The sequence below is a fragment of the Sphingomonas sp. Leaf257 genome (genome assembly GCF_001422185.1).
Classification (GTDB): domain Bacteria; phylum Pseudomonadota; class Alphaproteobacteria; order Sphingomonadales; family Sphingomonadaceae; genus Sphingomonas; species Sphingomonas yabuuchiae.
This window is the reverse complement of record NZ_LMMH01000034.1, coordinates 57,158-73,861: the sequence shown is the minus strand read 5'-3', so window position 1 is coordinate 73,861 and position 16,704 is coordinate 57,158. Positions and strand designations below refer to the sequence as shown.

Below are 16,704 nucleotides of genomic sequence, written 5' to 3'. Positions count from 1 at the left end.
AGGCCATGAAAGTCGGGGCGAATGTTCGTCACCCCGTCAGGCGCGCATCCGCCCAGACGACGGGCAGCGGCGCCTCGGGAGCGCTATCGGCACGGGCAATCAGTTCGACCAGCTTGCGGCCGCGCACATCCGCCTCGACGGCGACCGGCGCTTCGTTGAGCGCGACGGCCCGCGAGCGGGTGAGGAGCTTGCCGTCGCCATAAACCTCGAACACCACCCGCCGTTCGCGTGCGGTGGCGGAGTCGTCGATGCCGACCATGGCGCTGAACCGCGCCTGGCCGCGATTGCGTACCTCCAGTCGCGAATTGGCGAGCACGCCGATGCCGGTGTCGTACACCTTGCCGCTTAGCCTCAGTGGTCGGCCGAAGGGCGTGCGATCGGCCTGCGCGCCGCCCCAACCGGCATATTGCGGGAAATCGCCGGGCCCCTTGCTGCCGCCCCAGGGGCTGAGTTCGTGATGGATCGTCGGATCGCCCTCCGGCGTGACGATGCCGTCCTCGGCCGGGTTCACGTCGCTGGGGGCCTCGGACAGATAATGACCATCCGCCAGACGGTGGGCGCCGGTTACGCGGTAGATCAGCGTCTGGTGCGGCGCGAGGGTCAGCTTGGTTTCGCCAGAGAAGCGGCTCGTCGCGCCCGTCCACAGGTCGGTCATAGAGACATCGCCGCGCAGCTTCAGATGATCGGCGGTCAGCACCGGCTGCACGGGCGCGGCGGTGCGGTTAAGGATCGCCACCGCCTTGTCGCCATTGGCCAGGCTCTTCACGAAAATCTGCACATCGTTGGACAGATAGGCGGGCACCGCCTGATTCGCCCCCGCATCCTGATTGAGTGCGATGATCGCCCGGTTGCCGAGCAAGGCCAGTTGCTCGGCATTGGCCTTGCGCAGGTCGAAGCCGATCAGCAGCGGCGCGTTCATCATCGCCCACATCGCGAAGTGCGACCGCGCCTCGGTCATGTGGTTGGCGTCGAACTCGCCCGAGCCGACAAACAGCATGTCGGGGTCGTTCCACGTATGCGGATGGGCATAGAGCGCACGGCTGGCACTGGTATCGAGATTGGTCAGCATCCGCGACCAATGGGCGGTGATGTCGTCGCTGGTTCGCGAGACATTGCCGATCTGCTTGCCCCAGCTGCGCACGTCCGACGAACCCCAAAGGCAGAGCGAGAAGAGATAGTCGCCATCGGGGTTCTCGCGCTTCAGGGCGGCCGCCACCTGATCGTAAAGCGAGCGCACCGCCGGGATGTTGGTACGCGCGAGCGAGTTCATGTCGATCAGCGGCGTCAGTTCGCGATAGTCGCCCTTGCGGACATGGTCGCTGTCCTTGCCCAGCCCGCGAATGCCGCAGCCATCGACCTTGATATAGTCGAAGCCCCATTCGCGGAAATACAGCGCGATATCCTGATCGATATGACCGTACAACCCGACCTCGCGCTCGGCGACGGTGCCCTCGGGCTGGTTGGCGAAGTTCGGGGTATAGACCTGGCCGCAGCTGTTGCGGCCGATGTCGGAATAGATTCCCGCCTTGAACCCCATGGCATGAAGCCGGTCGGTCAGCGGGCGGAAGCTGGTCTGCTGGTTGGGACCGGCGGCGGAGGGGAACTTGTCGGCGCGGATGACCAAGCGGCCATCGGGCTGGCGACGGCGCAGCCACCAGCCGTCATCGATGTTGATATAGCGATAGCCCGCCTCGCGAAGGCCCTTGTCGACGATCAGCCGGGCCGAGGCCATGACTTTTTCCTCGTCGACATCGCTGTTGAATGCGTTCCAGCTGTTCCAGCCCATCGGCGGCAGCGCGGCCTGCCCATCCTGATTGGCGCTCCACCGTCCCGTCGGGGCCAGGGGATCGGTCTTGTCCGCCGCCAGGGCGGGTCCGGAGGCCACCCAGGCCATGGCGATAGCGCTCGCGAAAACCCTGGCGATGATGGGCCGCATGATGATCCTCCCCGTGATGGTCTTGGGGTGATCTTGTCCGACTAAACCCGGGCTGTCCACCGTCGGACCATTGAAAAGCCGTATGAAAATCGAATGCTGGACGGCGACCGCTTTCGTGATACCGTTATCAAAAAATATGGTTTCAGGGGAGTGATTTGGCATGAATTCATGGCGTGCGGCGTTCCTTTCGGCTCTGGCGCTATCGACCTCCGGCATGGTGCTGGCGCAGCAGCATCAGCAGCATCAGCAGCATCAGCAGCATCAGCAGCAGGCGGCCGGTCCCGAACAGGCCGAGGCGCTGGCGGCGCGGCTGGTTGGTCGGATGACGACCGATGAAAAGCTCGGCCAGCTGCTCAACACCGCGCCCGCCATCCCACGGCTGGAGGTGCCAGCCTATAATTGGTGGACGGAATCGCTGCATGGCGCGCTGGGTCCGGTGCCGACGACCAATTTCCCCGAGCCGGTGGGGCTGGCGGCGACCTTCGATGACGCGCTGGTCGGACGTGCGGCACAGGCGATCAGCGCCGAGGTGCGCGGTCTCCACGCGCTGGCGCGGACGACCGGGCGGATGGGCCGGATCGGCACCGGACTCGATACCTGGTCGCCCAACATCAACATCTTCCGCGATCCGCGTTGGGGGCGGGGGCAGGAGACCTATGGCGAGGACCCGTTCCTGACGGCCAGGATGGGTGTCGCCTTCGTCCGCGGGATGCAGGGCGACGATCCCACCCGCATCGATGTCGTCGCCACACCCAAACACTATGCCGTGCACAGTGGCCCGGAATCGACCCGGCACGAAGCCAATGTCTATGTTTCGCAGCATGATCTGGTCGATACCTATCTGCCCGCCTTTCGTGCTGCGATCGTCGAGGGCGGGGCCGGATCGATCATGTGCGCCTATAACCGGATCGACGGCCAGCCCGCCTGCGCCAGCGACCTGTTGCTGAACGATCATCTGCGCGGACGCTGGGGCTTTCGCGGCTATGTCGTGTCGGATTGCGATGCGGTGAAGGATATTGCCGCCAACCATCACTATGCCCCCGATGCGGCGAGCGCGGTGGCGGCGGCGATGCGGGCGGGCGTCGACAACGAGTGCAACAACGCGACGCTGACCGATACGGACGGGCTGACCAATCCGTATCGCGAGGCGCTGTCGCGCGGGCTGATCTCGGTCGCGGATATCGACCGTTCGCTGACGCGGCTCTTTGCCGCACGCTATCGCACCGGCGACCTGCCGGGCCTGCGTCCGCTGTCCACCCAGACCAGTTCGCCCCGCGACATCGACACGCCCGCCCACCGCGCACTGGCGCTGGAGGTTGCGGAAAAGAGCCTCGTCCTGCTCAAGAACAAGGGCATCTTGCCGCTGAAGCCCCATGCCCGGATTGCCGTGATAGGGCCTTTAGGCGATGCGACGCGGGTGCTGCGTGGAAACTATTCCTCCTCGCTGTCGGGGCCGCAAGTATCGGTGGTCGAGGGGCTGCGTCAGGCCATGCCGGGCGCGCAGGTACGCTATGTGCCCTTTGCGGAAACCTATACCGATGGCGATCCGATTCCGACGACCGCGCTCCAGACCGAGAGCGGCGAGCAGGGCCTGACCGCGCGCTATTATAATGTCGTCGGTCGCATTCCCGATCGCTTCGCCCCCGGCGCGCTGAACGAATGGCTCAAGACCGCCCGGTTCGAGGATCGCCCCGTCGTCACCCGTGTCGAGGCCAACGCCGCATCGCGCAGCCTGGACCTGTCGGCCGTTCGTGACGTGCACCGGGCGGTGTGGACGGGCTATCTCGTGCCGCCGGAGACCGGGCGTTACCGGCTGGGCATAGCGGGCTTCAACGGCGCGATGACGTTGGACGGACAGCCGTTCGTCGACCTGACCAAGGCATCGTGGAACAGCCTTCCGACGATGCGTACCGTCACGCTGGAAAAGGGGCGGCGCTACCCGATCACCGTCACGACCGAGGCGCGTATCCTGACCGGCATCAATCTGGTCTGGAAGCGGGTATCCGACGACCCCGTGGCGGAGCTGCGCAGGGTCGCCAAGGCGAGCGACGCGCTGGTCGCGGTCGTCGGGCTGACCTCCGATCTGGAGGCGGAGGAGGCGCCGATCTCGGTCCCCGGCTTCAAGGGGGGCGACAAGACGACGCTCGACCTGCCTGCCGACCAGCAGGCGCTGCTCGAACAGGCCAAGGCGACCGGACGTCCGCTGATCGTCGTGCTGATGAACGGCAGCCCGGTGAACCTCGCCTGGGCCAAGGCGAATGCCGATGCCATCATCGAGGCCTGGTATCCGGGCCAGGCGGGCGGACTGGCGGTCGGTCATGTCCTGTCGGGCAAGACCAACCCGGCGGGGCGACTGCCGCTGACCTTCTATCGTTCGGTGGAGGACCTGCCGCCGTTCGGCGATTATGCGATGAAGGGGCGGACCTATCGCTACTTCACCGGCACGCCGGTCTACCCGTTCGGCTATGGGCTCAGCTATACCAGCTTCGCCTATGCACCGCTGACGGTGAAGCCCGGGGCGGACGGCAGCATGACCGTCACGACCGAAGTGCGGAATACCGGCCGCCGCGAGGGTGACGAAATTGCGCAGCTGTACCTCAACTTCCCGAAGGTGGAGGGCGCGCCGCGTGTCGCGCTGCGCGGGTTCCAGCGAGTGCATCTGGCCCCCGGCGAGCGGCGCGGGCTTACCTTTACGCTCAGCCCGCGCGACCTGAGCGCGGTGGATCGAGATGGCCAGCGGCTGGTGATGAAAGGCGACTATCGCGCCTCGGTCGGCTCGGGCCAGCCGGATACCGGTGTGCCGGTGCGCAGTGCACCGTTCCGGATCGATACGATGACGCCCATCGCGGATTAAGCTGCGTCATATTCCTCCCCTGCAAGGGGAGGTGGCAGGCCGATGGCCTGACGGAGGGGTGTCGCCCTGTCGATAGCGGGACACCCCTCCACCATGGCAGGGGAGGAATGAGATTACTTCGTCACCAGCGCCCGTCCAAAGAACGGCAGCACCTGCTCCTGGAACCGCACCCCGATCCGGTTCACATGGTCGCCATCGTAAATCTCGAACTTATGGGCAATGCCATAACGGTCGAGCGCTTCGTGCAGGGCCTGCGCATCGGCCTTCAGCCCGTCCTGCGATCCGACATCGAGCGCGATCGCGCGGTAGCTGCGCAAGGGCGTGACATATTGGTCGACGAACGCCAGCGGCGTGTTGGCCAGCCACTTGGCGACGATATCGTCCCGCACCTTGCCGTCCTTGATCGGCAGGTCGAGATAGAGCGGCGCATTCTTCGGATTGGGCGACCAGGCGGCCGAGGCGGCGAGCATCGCGCGCTGACCCCAGTTGAGCTTGGCGGACTCGCTGGGTGAGGTGAGGCTGGTCAGCAGTTTTTCATCCGTCCCCTCCGGCCGTGCCATCGCGCGGGCCGACAGGCAGCAGGGGCTCATCATATAGATCGCGCCGTACATGTCGGCATGCTTCATCCCGATCCGCGTGGTGCCATATCCGCCCATCGAATGACCGGCGAGGCCACGCGCTTCGCGACGCGGAATGGTGCGGTAACGTGCGTCGATCGCGGCGATCAGATCGTGGCTGATGAACCGTTCGAAATCGCCCACCGTCTGCGACGAGGAATACATCGACCCGTTGTGCATCGTCTTGCTGTCGGGAAAGACCAGGATCATCGGCGGGACGCCGCGGGCAAAGGCCCCTTCGACCGAGGCGGGGACATGGATTTCCTTCGTCCACTGGTCCGCGCCGATCGAATAGCCGTGCAATGCATAGACCACCGGATAGCGGCGCGTGCGGTTCTTGGCATAGTCGGGGGGCAGGACGACGATGACGTCGCGATCGGCGCTGTTGCCTTCCAGATTGCCCTCGATCGCAGCGGAATGAACCTTGATCCGCTCGACCGTGACCGGTTTGGCGCCCGGCACGACGGCCGGTTGCTGGGTCGTCATCTGGGCAGGTGCGGCTGTGATCGGGACCAATGCGGCGCTTGCGGCAAGCAGCCAGCGTGAAGGCAAGAAGCGAAGGGCCATGCGGGTCATCCTCTATCCTGAAAGCGTGCCGACCTGTGGCGTCGGTCTTTGGAATGGGCGGCCCACGATGGAAGGAGCGGGGCCGAATATCGTTACCAACAATGCCGACATGGCTGTTGTCAAGCAAAGCCCCGTCCCATCGCAAAACGCCGAACCGGCCTTGCATCCCGCATCCTGATAGCGCTATCGTACTTTCAAAGCTCCAAAGATGGAGCGCTTGGAGAGGAAAAGCGATGAAGCGCTTGATGATGGCCAGCCTCGTGCTGGGGCTCGGCACGGCGGCCTGCGGGACGGCGCAAAAGGCCGACAATGCCGTGGGCGAAAACACGACGGCAACGGCGTCGAACGATGCCAATCCGACCTCGCCCGATGGTCGTCATTACCTGTCGCAGCCGCTGGTGCGCGAGATCTTCACCGCCGATCCGTCCGCGCATGTCTGGAGCGACGGCAAGCTCTATGTCTACCCCAGCCACGACGTGCCGACCGACACGCCGAACGACGATCTGGGCAATCAATATGCGATGCGCGACTATCGCGTGCTGCGCATGGACGAGCCGGGCGGCAAGGTCACGGTCGGCCCCGTCGCGTTGGATGTGAAGGACGTGCCCTGGGCCTCGCAGCAGATGTGGGCACCCGACGCCGCCTATAAGGACGGCACCTATTATCTCTATTTCCCGGCGCGCGATAAGACCAAGGACCGGAACGGCCTGGGCGCGTTCCGCATCGGCGTCGCGACCTCGAAGAACCCGATGGGACCGTTCAAGGCCGAGCCGGAGGCGATCCCCGGCAGCTTCTCGATGGACCCCGCCGTGTTCCAGGATGCGGACGGCACGGCATATATGTATTTCGGCGGCATCTGGGGCGGTCAGCTTCAGCGCTGGAAGGACGGCAAGTACGATCCGAACGGCAGCGATACCGACCTGAAGCAGGACGACCAGCCCGCCATCTCGGGCAAGATCGCCAAGATGAACCCGGACATGAAGACCTTCGCGGAAACCCCGCGCGACGTCGTGATCCTCGACGAAAAGGGCAAGCCGGTGCTGGGCGGCGACCATGACAAGCGCTTCTTCGAGGCGTCCTGGGTCTTCAAGCGCGACGGCAAATATTATTATACCTATTCGACCGGCGACACGCATTTCCTGAACTATGCGATCGGCACCAGCCCCTATGGCCCGTTCACCTACAAGGGCCACATCCTGAAGCCGGTGCAGGGCTGGACCACCCATCACTCGATCGTCGAGTGGAAGGGCAAGTGGTGGCTTTTCTACGCCGATACGCAATTGTCGGATAAGAACCACCTGCGTAACGTCAAGATGACCGAGTTGAAGTTCAACCCGGACGGGACGATCCCGACCATCGACCCGTTCGTGAAGTAAGGACGCGGGATGTTCCTTGGCATCGATATCGGCACGTCGGGCGTGAAGGCCGTCGTGCTGGACGAACATGGCGCTGTGGTGGGGCAGGGGACGGCGGCGCTGACCGTGCAGCGTCCGCACCCGCTCTGGTCCGAACAGGACCCGGAGGCCTGGTGGCAGGCGACGATTTCGGCCGTCCGGGCGATCGATCCGGCGGTCCGCCGGGCGGTGCGCGGCATCGGCCTGGCCGGGCAGATGCACGGCGCCACCTTGCTGGGCGCGGACGATCAGGTTCTGCGCCCCGGCATCCTGTGGAATGACGGGCGCAGCCATGCCGAATGTGCGGAGCTGGAGGCCAAGGCCCCCGATCTCCACCGAATCGCGGGCAACCTCGCCATGCCGGGCTTTACCGCCCCCAAGCTGCTATGGGTCCAGCATCATGAGCCGGAAACCTTCGCGAAGATCCGCACCGTGCTGCTGCCCAAGGATTATGTCCGGCTGCGCATGACCGGCGAGAAGGCGTCGGACGTGTCGGATGCGGCGGGTACGCTCTGGCTCGACGTCGAACGCCGCGAATGGAGCGACGATATCCTCGCCGCGACCGGCCTGACCCGCGAGCAGATGCCGCAGGCGGTCGAGGGTACGGCACAGACCGGCAAGCTCCGCGCCGATGTCGCCGAAGCCTGGGGCATCGACCAGGTGCCGGTCGCGGGCGGTGGTGGCGACAATGCCGCCGGGGCCGCGGGCGTTGGCGTGGTCAAGGACGGCGATGCATTGCTGTCGCTGGGCACGTCGGGCGTGATCTTCGCCGCGACCAGGGAATTCCGGCCCAATCCGGCGGGTGCGGTCCATGCTTTCTGCCATTGTCTGCCCGATGTCTGGCACCAGATGTCGGTGCATCTGTCGGCGGCGGCCTGCATCGACTGGGTCGCACGGCTGACCGGTACGCCCGGCGCGGCCGAGCTGTTCGCCCGCGCCGAAAGCGTCGGCCCGGCGAGCGGCCCGGAAATCTTCCTGCCCTATCTGTCGGGCGAGAGGACGCCGCATAACGATGCCGAGGTGCGCGGCGCGTTCCTGGGCCTCGACCACGACACCACGCCGGAGCGGCTGGCGCAGGCGGTGCTGGAGGGCGTGGCCTTTGCTTTGGCTGACGGCCTGTCCGTGCTCCGCGATGCCGGGACCGAGCTTTCACAGCTGTCGGTCATCGGCGGCGGCGCACGCTCGTCCTATTGGGGCCAGACGCTGGCTGCCGCGCTGAACGTCGAGCTGGTCTATCTCAAGGGTGGCGAGGTCGGCCCGGCGCTGGGTGCGGCGCGCCTTGCCCAGCTGGCGGTCGATGGCGGCTCGCCCGAAGAGGTCTGTGCGCCGCCGCCCGTGTCCCACACCATCGCCCCGGATGCCGCGCTCGCCGAGCGTTTTGCCCCCAAGATCGCGCGCTTCCGCGACAGCTATTCCCGCATCACTCCGAGGAATTCGTAACATGGCTACCGACTTTTTCGCCGACATCCCGACGATCCGCTATGAAGGTCCGGACAGCGACAACGAGCTCGCCTACCGCTTCTACGATAAGAACCGCGTCGTGCTGGGTAAGACGATGGAGGAGCATCTCCGCTTCGCCGCCTGCTTCTGGCACACCTTCTGCTGGCCGGGTTCGGACGTGTTCGGCGGCGGCACGTTCAACCGCCCCTGGCATGCGGGCGCCAACGACAGCGCGGCCGCCGCGCAGAAGCGGGAAGTGGCATTCGACTTCTTTTCGAAGCTCGACGTACCCTATTACTGCTTCCACGACGTCGACGTGATGGCCGATGCGCAGGGCGTCGCCGAGCATCGCCGCTATTTTGCCGAAGCGGTCGATCATCTCGAAAAGCTTCAGGCCTCGTCGGGCCGCAAGCTGCTCTGGGGCACCGCCAACCTGTTCAGCCATCCGCGCTTCGCCGCCGGTGGCGCGACCAACCCGGACCCCGAAGTCTATGCCTTCGGTGCGATGCAGGTCCGCGATGCGCTGGAGGCGACGCACCGTCTGGGCGGCGCGAACTACGTTTTGTGGGGCGGTCGCGAGGGTTACGAGACGCTGCTCAACACCAATATGAAGCGCGAGCTGGACAATCTGGGCCGCTTCCTGAGCCTCGTCGTCGAGCACAAGCACAAGATCGGCTTCACCGGCACGATCCTGATCGAGCCGAAGCCGCACGAGCCGACCAAGCATCAGTATGACTTCGACACGGCCACCGTGTACGGCTTCCTCAAGGCTTACGGCCTGGAGAACGAAGTGAAGGTCAATATCGAGGCGAACCACGCCACGCTGGCCGGCCACACTTTCGAGCATGAGATCGCCACGGCGGGCGCGCTGGGCATCTTCGGTTCGATCGACGCCAATCGCGGCGACCACCAGAATGGCTGGGATACCGACCAGTTCCCCAACTCGGTCGAGGAACTGACGCTGGCCATGCTCGAGATCATCCGGGCGGGCGGCTTCACCACCGGCGGCTTCAACTTCGACGCCAAGGTGCGTCGCCAGTCGATGGACGCGGTCGATCTGTTCCACGGCCATGTCGGTGGTATCGACGTGGTGGCCAAGGGCCTGCTCAACGCCGCCGCGCTGATCGAGGACGGTCGTCTGGATGCGATCAAGTCCGAGCGTTATGCCGGTTGGGATAATGATTTCGGGCAGAAGGTCGGTGGTCTCGACCTGGCCGGGATCGCCGACCTCGCGGTCGAGAAGGCGATCGATCCGAAGCCCCGTTCGGGCCGTCAGGAGCGGATCGAGAACATCGTCAACCGCATCGTCCACTCGGGCAAGTAAGGCGGGGCGGGCCGGGGTTCCAGCCCTTACCCTCTCGGAAAGGGGCGCATCCGGCCATTCGGATGCGCCCCTTTTTATTGCCCGAGTGGCCAAGGAGATCCCGCCGCCCCAAAGGAACGGCGGGATAGCCCGGATCACGCGACCCCGTTCGCCACCATATCCCGCAGCGCTTCATGGAAGGTCTGGACTGCCGCCATATTGAACCCGGCGATGTTGATCCGGCCCGACCCAGCCATATAGATGGCATGACGATCGCGCAGCCATTCCACCTGGGTGGGCGACAGGGGCAGGGTGGCGAACATGCCCTTGCCATGCGCCACGGCCGCCAGATCGATCGTCCCGATCCGCCCCCCGGCGGCCAGGGCCGCACGCAGGCTTTCGAGGCGCTGGCGCATCGTTTCCAGCTCGTCACGCCACTCGGCGGTCAGGCCTTCGTCTTCCAGGATGATACGGACGATGGCCGCGCCGTGATCGGGCGGCATCGACCAATTGGCCCGCGCCAGTGCCAATAGGTTGGAGAACACCGTCGCGCCGTTGTCCCGATCGGGGGTGACGGCGAACAGCGCGCCGGTCCGCTCGCGGTACAGCCCGAAATTCTTGTCGCAGGAATAGGCGAGCAGCGCCTCGGGCACCGCCGCCAATATGGTGCGCGCGCCTTGGGCGTCGACATCGAAGCCATCGCCCAAGCCCTGATAGGCAAGATCGACGACCGGCAGCAGGCCGCGTTCGGCGACGCGTGACGCGATGGCATGCCAGCCCGCTGCATCGGGATCGATCCCGATCGGATTGTGACAGCAGCCATGCAGCAACACGGCATCGCCCGCACCCGCTTCGTTCAACCCGGTCAGGAAGCCATCCAGGTCGAAGCTTTGGGTGTTCAGGTCGAAACAGGGGATCATCGCCGGTTCGACACCCGCCTGGCGGAAGAGTGGCGCGTGATTGGCCCAGCTCGGACTGCCGATCCAGATCCGTTCGACGCCCGACCGCGCCAGCAGTTCGGCGGCAAGGCGCAGCGCCCCGGTCCCGCCGGGCGTTTGGAGCCCGACGACCCGTTCGGCCACAACCGCCTCGCCCAGCACCAACGTCGCCAGCGCACGGACGAAGCCGATATCGCCCTCCGGCCCCAGATAGGATTTACTCGACTGTTCGGTCAGCAGGCGGGCTTCGGCCGCCTTCACTGCCGTCATGACGGGCGTGCGGCCTTCCTCGTCGCGAAACACGCCGACGCCCAGATCGATCTTGTTCGTACGCGGGTCGGCGGCGTGCTGGCCGATGATCCGCAGCAAGGGATCGTCGGGCTGGCGGGTGAGGGTGGCGAAACGCATGATAGAGCCTCTTGGACAGAAAGGCGCGCACCATAGGGTTTCGGGCTCAAAAGGGAATGACGGAAGACCCGTGCCGGGGCCGCCTCCCGCTGCGATTCCATTCTGTCTTAAAAAGAGTCTGAATGGACGTGAAAAACACCGGTATCGTGCCGCCTATTTCCCACGTTCTGCCTCGTTTTTCACCGTAACGCACGAAAAACGCCGGATATTGATGTGCATTATGGAGCGCAGCGGACGGTTGTTCGTACACCTTGCACACGGAAGCGTTACGATAGCCCCGCTTGGTTCGTCATGACCGTGATGGCGGATCGATCCGGTGGCATATCGCCGGTTGGTCGCCGTCCAACCCCTTTATGCATTACCGGTGGCGTCCGTCGCGTCATCGCTCTCGCCGCACGACCAATCCAGGTCGGTGGCAGGATGAGGAGAGTTGCGATGAATTTATTCCGATCCCCGCTGCTTGCTGTGCTTTCCCTGGGCCGCCCCGCCGGCGGGCCGTTTTCCCTGATGACGGCGAAGGGCAAACCATGAATATTCCGCTTACGCGCAGCATCCGGCCGATCGCGCCGGCACTCCATCGCTTGTCCCGCCTCGCGCCCCTGGACCATGCATCGATCACGGCGCTTGGCGAGGCGATCGCCCGGCCCCAGCAATTCCGGCCCCGCCGAGATCTGATGGTCGAGGGCCGCGATATCGCCAGCCCGCATCTGATCCTGTCGGGATGGGCGGCACGCGTGCGCATCCTGCTTGATGGGCGGCGGCAGTTCCTCAACTTCCTGCTGCCGGGCGATGTCGTCGGTCTCTATCATCACCGGCGCCCGGTGGCACCGACGAGCATCATCACCCTGACCGAGGTCACGACCTGCGCCCCGCCCGAACTCGGCACGCTGCCCGCGCTCGACGAAGCCTATGCGGTCGCCCATGCGATGGACGAGGCCTATCTGCTGGCCCAGATCGCGCGACTGGGGCGGATGAATGCGATGGAGCGGATCGGCGACCTGATGCTCGAACTGCATGAGCGTCTGGAACTCAGCGAAATGACTCATGGCCGCAGCTTCGACCTGCCGATCACGCAGGAGACTCTCGCCGATGCACTCGGCCTGACGGCGGTGCATGTGAACCGCATGTTGCAGGCAGCGCGGCGGGCGGGCGACCTGATCTGGTCGTCGCGATCGATGACCATTCCCGATCCCAAGGCGCTGGCGCGCAAGGTCGGTCGTGCCCAGATCCGGGTGACGGCAGGCTGATCCACTCGATCGCTTGATATATATCAAGATATTGGAAAAACATGATAAAATAAGGAACATCACGCCTCACCCAACGCTGTCCGGGCATGGAATGAGGAGAGAGGCTTATGCCGGACATCGCCGACAGACCCTATGATGACGCCCCCGTGTCAACGTCCAAGGACCAGGACGCCGCCGTCAGGATCGCCACGGCCGAGGGGGTCGAGGATCGCGGGAACAGCTTTGCCGGATGGGCGGTGACGATCAACCGCCCATCCGCCGAACTCTATGCCTGGTGGCGTGACTTTTCCAATCTTGCCAGCGTGATGGAGAATATCGAGCGCGTCGAAGTGCTCGACGACAAGCGCTCGCATTGGATCGTCAAGGCGCCGGGCGGCACCCATGTCGAATGGGACGCGATCGTCACCGAGGAGCGTGAGGGCGAAATGATCGCCTGGGCCTCGGCGGAAGGGGCCGACATCGCCAATTCGGGTCGCGTGACTTTCCGCGATGCGGGCAAGCGGGGCACCGTCGTCACCGCGACCATCCTCTATGATCCGCCTGCGGGCGTCATCGGCAAGCTGGTCGCCAAGCTGTTCCAGCGCGAACCCAATATCCAGGTCCGCCGCGACCTCGCCCGCTTCAAGCAGCTGATGGAAACCGGCGAGGTCGCCACCAATGCGATGAACCCCAAACAGCGTGAGGAGCAGGCCGCATGAAGGCGCTGACCTGGCATGGCAAGCATGACGTCCGCATCGACAATGTCGACGACCCGGAAATCGTCAATCCCCGCGACGCGATCATCAAGGTGACGGCAACCGCGATCTGCGGCTCCGACCTTCACCTCTATGACGGCTATATCCCGACGATGCAGTCGGGCGACATCCTGGGCCATGAATTCATGGGCGAGGTGGTCGAGACGGGATCGGGCTCGACGCTGAAAAAGGGGCAGAAGGTCGTGGTGCCGTTCACCATCGCCTGCGGCTCCTGCTATCATTGCGGCAAGCATCAATATTCGGGCTGCGAGAACGGCAATCCTGCCGACAATCAGGATATTGCGCGTGAGCTGTACGGCCACCCGATGTCCGCGCTGTTCGGCTATAGCCACATGACCGGCGGCTATGCGGGCGGTCAGGCGGAATATGTCCGCGTACCGTTCAGCGATACGGGCCCGATCGTCATCCCGGACGGGGTGGAGGACGAGAAGGTTCTGTTCCTGTCCGACATCCTGCCCACCGGCTGGATGGCGGCGGAGAATGCGGATATCGAACCGGGTGACACGGTCGCGGTCTGGGGCTGTGGTCCGGTCGGGCTGTTCGCGGTCCAGTCGGCCTTCCTGATGGGCGCCGAGCGGGTGATCGCGATCGACCATTTCCCGCATCGGCTGGAACTGGCGCGCAAGTTCGGTGCGGAGACGATCAACTACGAGCAGACCGCGACCTATGACGCGCTGATGCAGATGACCGGCGGGATCGGCCCCGATGCGGTGATCGACTCGGTCGGTCTCGAGGCGCACGGCCTGTTCGTCGACAACGCGATCGACCAGATCAAGGCGTCGACCTTCCTCGGCACCGATCGCATCCATGCCATTCGCCAGGCGATCATCGCCTGTCGCAAGGGCGGCCGCGTGTCGATGCCCGCCGTCTATGGCGGCTTCGTCGACAAGTTTCCGCTGGGCGCGGTCATGCAGAAGGGGCTGACGCTCAAGACCGGGCAGACCCATGTCCAGCATTATCTGCCCGGCCTGCTCGACGCGATCATGGAGGGGAAGATCGATACGACGTTCCTGATCTCGCACCGCCTGCCGCTGGAACAGGCGCCCGAGGGATATCGCATGTTCCACGACCAGCAGAACGAAGTGACGAAGATCGTGCTGAAGCCCGGTCAATAAGGAACCACGCCATGGCAGAGAAATTCGCAATCGTGACCGGTGCCTCGACGGGCATCGGCTATCATCTGGCGGCGTGTGCGGCGCGTGACGGCTATGACCTGCTGATCGTCGCGGATGAGGCCGCGATCCACACGGCCGCCAGCAAGCTGTCCGCTTTGGGCGCGCAGGTCCAGGCGGTCGAGGCGGACCTGTCGACCCTGGAGGGAGTCGATACGTTGCTCGCTGCCGCCGATGGCCGGACCGTCGACGTGCTGTGCGCCAATGCGGGCAACAGCAAGGGCGGGGCGTTTCTCGATCAGTCGGTCCGGGACTGGCGACGCTCGGTCGACACCAACGTCACCGGCACCGTCTATCTGCTGCAACGCATATTGTCGGCGATGGTCCGGCGCGGCGAGGGCAAGGTGCTGGTGACGGGATCGATCGTCGGCTTCATCCCCGGTCCGTTCAACGCCATCTACAACGCGACCAAGGCGTTCATCGACAATTTTACCGAGGCGCTGCGCAACGAGCTGAAGGACGAGAAGGGCGTGACCCTGACGACCCTGATGCCGGGGGCCACCGACACCGAATTCTTCGCCCGCGCCGACATGCTCGACACCAATATCGGCCAGAGCAAGAAGGACGATCCCGCCGAGGTCGCCCAAAAGGGCTGGGACGCGATGAAGGCAGGTGAGGGACACATCACCACCGGGCTGAAGAATAAGTTGCAGGTCGCAGGCTCGGGCGTCGTGCCCCAGTCGGTGCTGGCCGAGGCGCACCGCAAGATCGCCGAGCCCGGCTCGGCCGACCGCTAAAGCCATCCCATCAGGAGACGGATCATGGGCCTGTTTTCCAAGGACATCACGACGCTGAACGACCTGTTCGTCCATCAGCTTCAGGACATCTACTACGCCGAGCATCAGATCACCAAGGCGCTGCCCAAGATGATCGAGAAGGCGACGGACCCGCAGCTCAAGGCCGGTTTCGAGCAGCATCTGCGCGAAACCGAAGGGCAGATCCGGCGGCTGGAACAGGTGTTCGAGATGCACGGCGAAACGCCCAAGGCGGTCACATGCCCGGCGATCGACGGCATCATCAAGGAGGCCAATGAGGTCGCGGGCGAAGTCGCCGACAAGCGGGTGCTCGACGCCGCGCTGATCGCGGCGGCGCAGGCGGTCGAGCATTATGAGATCGCGCGCTACGGCACGCTGGTGTCCTGGGCACGGCAGCTGGGCCGCAGCGACTGCGCGGCGATCCTGGACGAGACGTTGGCCGAGGAAAAGGCGACCGACGAAAAGCTCACCGGCATGGCCGAAGGCGGTACTAATGCGGCGGCGGAGGCTGCCCAGCCCGCCTGAAGGTCTTGCCGTGAGTGGGGCATCGTCGTCGGCGCCCTTCCCGGCGGCGGTGCCCCAAATCCGGCTTCAGTGGGCGAAGTGCGTCACGCCCAGCATCAGCGCGATGCCGGCCAAGGTCGCGAAACTGGTCCAAAGCCGCGAATCGAGCGACTGGCTACGCGGCACCAGCTCGCATGCACCGATATAGAGGAAAATCCCGGCGAACAGCGCCATCAGCGGCGCCAGCATGCCCGCCGGGATCGACAGCCCCAGGCCGATCAAGACGCCCAGCATCGGCGCGACTCCGTTCAGCACCAGCCAGCGCCGCGCCGCCGCTTCCGATCGCGCCGCCAGGCTGAGGCTGACGGTGTTGACGCCGTCAGCCACGTCATGGGTCAGCACGGCCAGCGCGATCATCCACCCCGCCGCCGTATCGATCTGAAACGCGATGCCGATGCCCAGCCCGTCCATCAGGCTGTGCAGGCAGAGCATGGCCGGGCCCAGATCGCCCCGCCATGACGCGGCCGCGGCGCGTGGTATCCGGGCAAGCACCCGGTCGAGCAGCATATAGCCGCCCAGCCCCATCGCGCTGAACGCCATCATCGCGCGGATCGTCCAACGGTCCCCCGCCAGCTCCAGCGCCTCGGGCACCAGATCGAACAAGGCCACGCCGACCACGATCCCGGCGGTCACGCCCAACACCAGCCCGATACGATTGCGCAGCCGCAAAGCGAGCAGCCCGCCCGCCAGCGTGGCGAGCATCGCGGCAAAGCCGAAGGCGAGGGGGACAAGGGTCATGGAAGCGTCCGCACGA

At 65.1% G+C, this 16,704-nt stretch carries 14 protein-coding genes; 10 read left to right on the top strand and 4 right to left on the bottom strand.

The window, feature by feature from the left end:
- Nucleotides 1-28: 28 nt before the first annotated feature.
- Complete coding sequence (locus ASF14_RS16165; RefSeq protein ID WP_056437399.1) at nt 29-1,936, bottom strand: NPCBM/NEW2 domain-containing protein; 1,908 nt, start codon at nt 1,934-1,936, stop codon at nt 29-31.
- Between the two features lie 160 nt (nt 1,937-2,096).
- On the opposite strand from ASF14_RS16165, the gene ASF14_RS16160 reads away from it, so the two are divergent.
- A complete protein-coding gene (locus ASF14_RS16160) occupies nt 2,097-4,790 on the top strand; it encodes a glycoside hydrolase family 3 C-terminal domain-containing protein (RefSeq protein ID WP_082442295.1) in 2,694 nt (897 codons plus the stop codon).
- A 113-nt stretch (nt 4,791-4,903) separates the two neighbouring features.
- Here the strand turns inward: ASF14_RS16160 and ASF14_RS16155 are convergent, their stop codons facing one another.
- Nucleotides 4,904-5,974: an alpha/beta hydrolase gene (locus ASF14_RS16155; RefSeq protein ID WP_168371550.1), complete on the bottom strand. Its 1,071-nt coding sequence runs from the start codon at nt 5,972-5,974 to the stop codon at nt 4,904-4,906.
- Between ASF14_RS16155 and ASF14_RS21940 the strand changes: the two genes are divergently transcribed.
- From ASF14_RS21940 to xylA, 4 genes are read left to right on the top strand one after another with little or no spacing between them, the layout of a single operon-like run.
- Complete coding sequence (locus tag ASF14_RS21940; RefSeq protein WP_168371549.1) at nt 5,973-6,152, top strand: hypothetical protein; 180 nt, start codon at nt 5,973-5,975, stop codon at nt 6,150-6,152. The two genes, ASF14_RS16155 and ASF14_RS21940, sit on opposite strands and share 2 nt — an antisense overlap.
- A 55-nt stretch (nt 6,153-6,207) precedes the next feature.
- Nucleotides 6,208-7,350, top strand: coding sequence for a glycoside hydrolase family 43 protein (locus ASF14_RS16150; protein WP_056437393.1), 1,143 nt, complete (start codon nt 6,208-6,210; stop codon nt 7,348-7,350).
- Nucleotides 7,351-7,359: 9 nt separating this feature from the next.
- Entirely contained in the window at nt 7,360-8,808 is a 1,449-nt protein-coding gene (xylB, locus tag ASF14_RS16145) for a xylulokinase (RefSeq protein ID WP_056437390.1), read from the top strand.
- 1 nt (nt 8,809) lies between these two features.
- Complete coding sequence (xylA, locus tag ASF14_RS16140) at nt 8,810-10,132, top strand: xylose isomerase (protein WP_056437387.1); 1,323 nt, start codon at nt 8,810-8,812, stop codon at nt 10,130-10,132.
- 134 nt (nt 10,133-10,266) lie between these two features.
- Here the strand turns inward: xylA and ASF14_RS16135 are convergent, their stop codons facing one another.
- Nucleotides 10,267-11,457 (bottom strand): amino acid aminotransferase, encoded by a 1,191-nt coding sequence (locus tag ASF14_RS16135; protein ID WP_056437385.1) that lies wholly within the window; start codon nt 11,455-11,457, stop codon nt 10,267-10,269.
- Between the two features lie 527 nt (nt 11,458-11,984).
- Between ASF14_RS16135 and ASF14_RS16130 the strand changes: the two genes are divergently transcribed.
- The 5 genes from ASF14_RS16130 (at nt 11,985) to ASF14_RS16110 (ending at nt 15,911) form a co-directional block, all read left to right on the top strand.
- The gene (locus ASF14_RS16130; RefSeq protein WP_056437381.1) at nt 11,985-12,704 is read left to right on the top strand and encodes a Crp/Fnr family transcriptional regulator; all 720 of its coding nucleotides are present in this window, start codon (nt 11,985-11,987) and stop codon (nt 12,702-12,704) included.
- Nucleotides 12,705-12,811: 107 nt separating this feature from the next.
- Nucleotides 12,812-13,402, top strand: coding sequence for an SRPBCC family protein (locus ASF14_RS16125; protein ID WP_056437378.1), 591 nt, complete (start codon nt 12,812-12,814; stop codon nt 13,400-13,402).
- Nucleotides 13,399-14,574 (top strand): zinc-dependent alcohol dehydrogenase, encoded by a 1,176-nt coding sequence (locus tag ASF14_RS16120; RefSeq protein ID WP_056437376.1) that lies wholly within the window; start codon nt 13,399-13,401, stop codon nt 14,572-14,574. Before ASF14_RS16125 ends, ASF14_RS16120 begins: the two co-directional genes overlap by 4 nt.
- Nucleotides 14,575-14,585: 11 nt before the next feature.
- Entirely contained in the window at nt 14,586-15,368 is a 783-nt protein-coding gene (locus ASF14_RS16115; RefSeq protein WP_056437374.1) for an SDR family NAD(P)-dependent oxidoreductase, read from the top strand.
- A gap of 24 nt (nt 15,369-15,392) precedes the next feature.
- On the top strand, nt 15,393-15,911 hold the full coding sequence (locus ASF14_RS16110; RefSeq protein ID WP_056437371.1) for a YciE/YciF ferroxidase family protein: 519 nt from the start codon (nt 15,393-15,395) through the stop codon (nt 15,909-15,911).
- A gap of 66 nt (nt 15,912-15,977) precedes the next feature.
- Here ASF14_RS16110 and ASF14_RS16105 read toward each other — a convergent pair whose 3' ends face one another.
- Nucleotides 15,978-16,688, bottom strand: a complete 711-nt coding sequence (locus ASF14_RS16105) for a ZIP family metal transporter (RefSeq protein ID WP_056437368.1) — start codon at nt 16,686-16,688, stop codon at nt 15,978-15,980.
- Nucleotides 16,689-16,704 lie beyond the last annotated feature (16 nt).

What these genes read in the sequence shown, in the direction of transcription:
- ASF14_RS16165 (WP_056437399.1), bottom strand. Translation starts at nt 1,936, where the DNA reads ATGCGGCCCATCATCGCCAGGGTTTTCGCGAGCGCTATCGCCATGGCC.
- ASF14_RS16160 (WP_082442295.1), top strand. Translation starts at nt 2,097, where the DNA reads ATGAATTCATGGCGTGCGGCGTTCCTTTCGGCTCTGGCGCTATCGACC.
- ASF14_RS21940 (WP_168371549.1), top strand. Translation starts at nt 5,973, where the DNA reads ATGCGGGTCATCCTCTATCCTGAAAGCGTGCCGACCTGTGGCGTCGGT.
- ASF14_RS16155 (WP_168371550.1), bottom strand. Translation starts at nt 5,974, where the DNA reads ATGGCCCTTCGCTTCTTGCCTTCACGCTGGCTGCTTGCCGCAAGCGCC.
- ASF14_RS16150 (WP_056437393.1), top strand. Translation starts at nt 6,208, where the DNA reads ATGAAGCGCTTGATGATGGCCAGCCTCGTGCTGGGGCTCGGCACGGCG.
- xylB (WP_056437390.1), top strand. Translation starts at nt 7,360, where the DNA reads ATGTTCCTTGGCATCGATATCGGCACGTCGGGCGTGAAGGCCGTCGTG.
- xylA (WP_056437387.1), top strand. Translation starts at nt 8,810, where the DNA reads ATGGCTACCGACTTTTTCGCCGACATCCCGACGATCCGCTATGAAGGT.
- ASF14_RS16135 (WP_056437385.1), bottom strand. Translation starts at nt 11,457, where the DNA reads ATGCGTTTCGCCACCCTCACCCGCCAGCCCGACGATCCCTTGCTGCGG.
- ASF14_RS16130 (WP_056437381.1), top strand. Translation starts at nt 11,985, where the DNA reads ATGAATATTCCGCTTACGCGCAGCATCCGGCCGATCGCGCCGGCACTC.
- ASF14_RS16125 (WP_056437378.1), top strand. Translation starts at nt 12,812, where the DNA reads ATGCCGGACATCGCCGACAGACCCTATGATGACGCCCCCGTGTCAACG.
- ASF14_RS16120 (WP_056437376.1), top strand. Translation starts at nt 13,399, where the DNA reads ATGAAGGCGCTGACCTGGCATGGCAAGCATGACGTCCGCATCGACAAT.
- ASF14_RS16115 (WP_056437374.1), top strand. Translation starts at nt 14,586, where the DNA reads ATGGCAGAGAAATTCGCAATCGTGACCGGTGCCTCGACGGGCATCGGC.
- ASF14_RS16110 (WP_056437371.1), top strand. Translation starts at nt 15,393, where the DNA reads ATGGGCCTGTTTTCCAAGGACATCACGACGCTGAACGACCTGTTCGTC.
- ASF14_RS16105 (WP_056437368.1), bottom strand. Translation starts at nt 16,688, where the DNA reads ATGACCCTTGTCCCCCTCGCCTTCGGCTTTGCCGCGATGCTCGCCACG.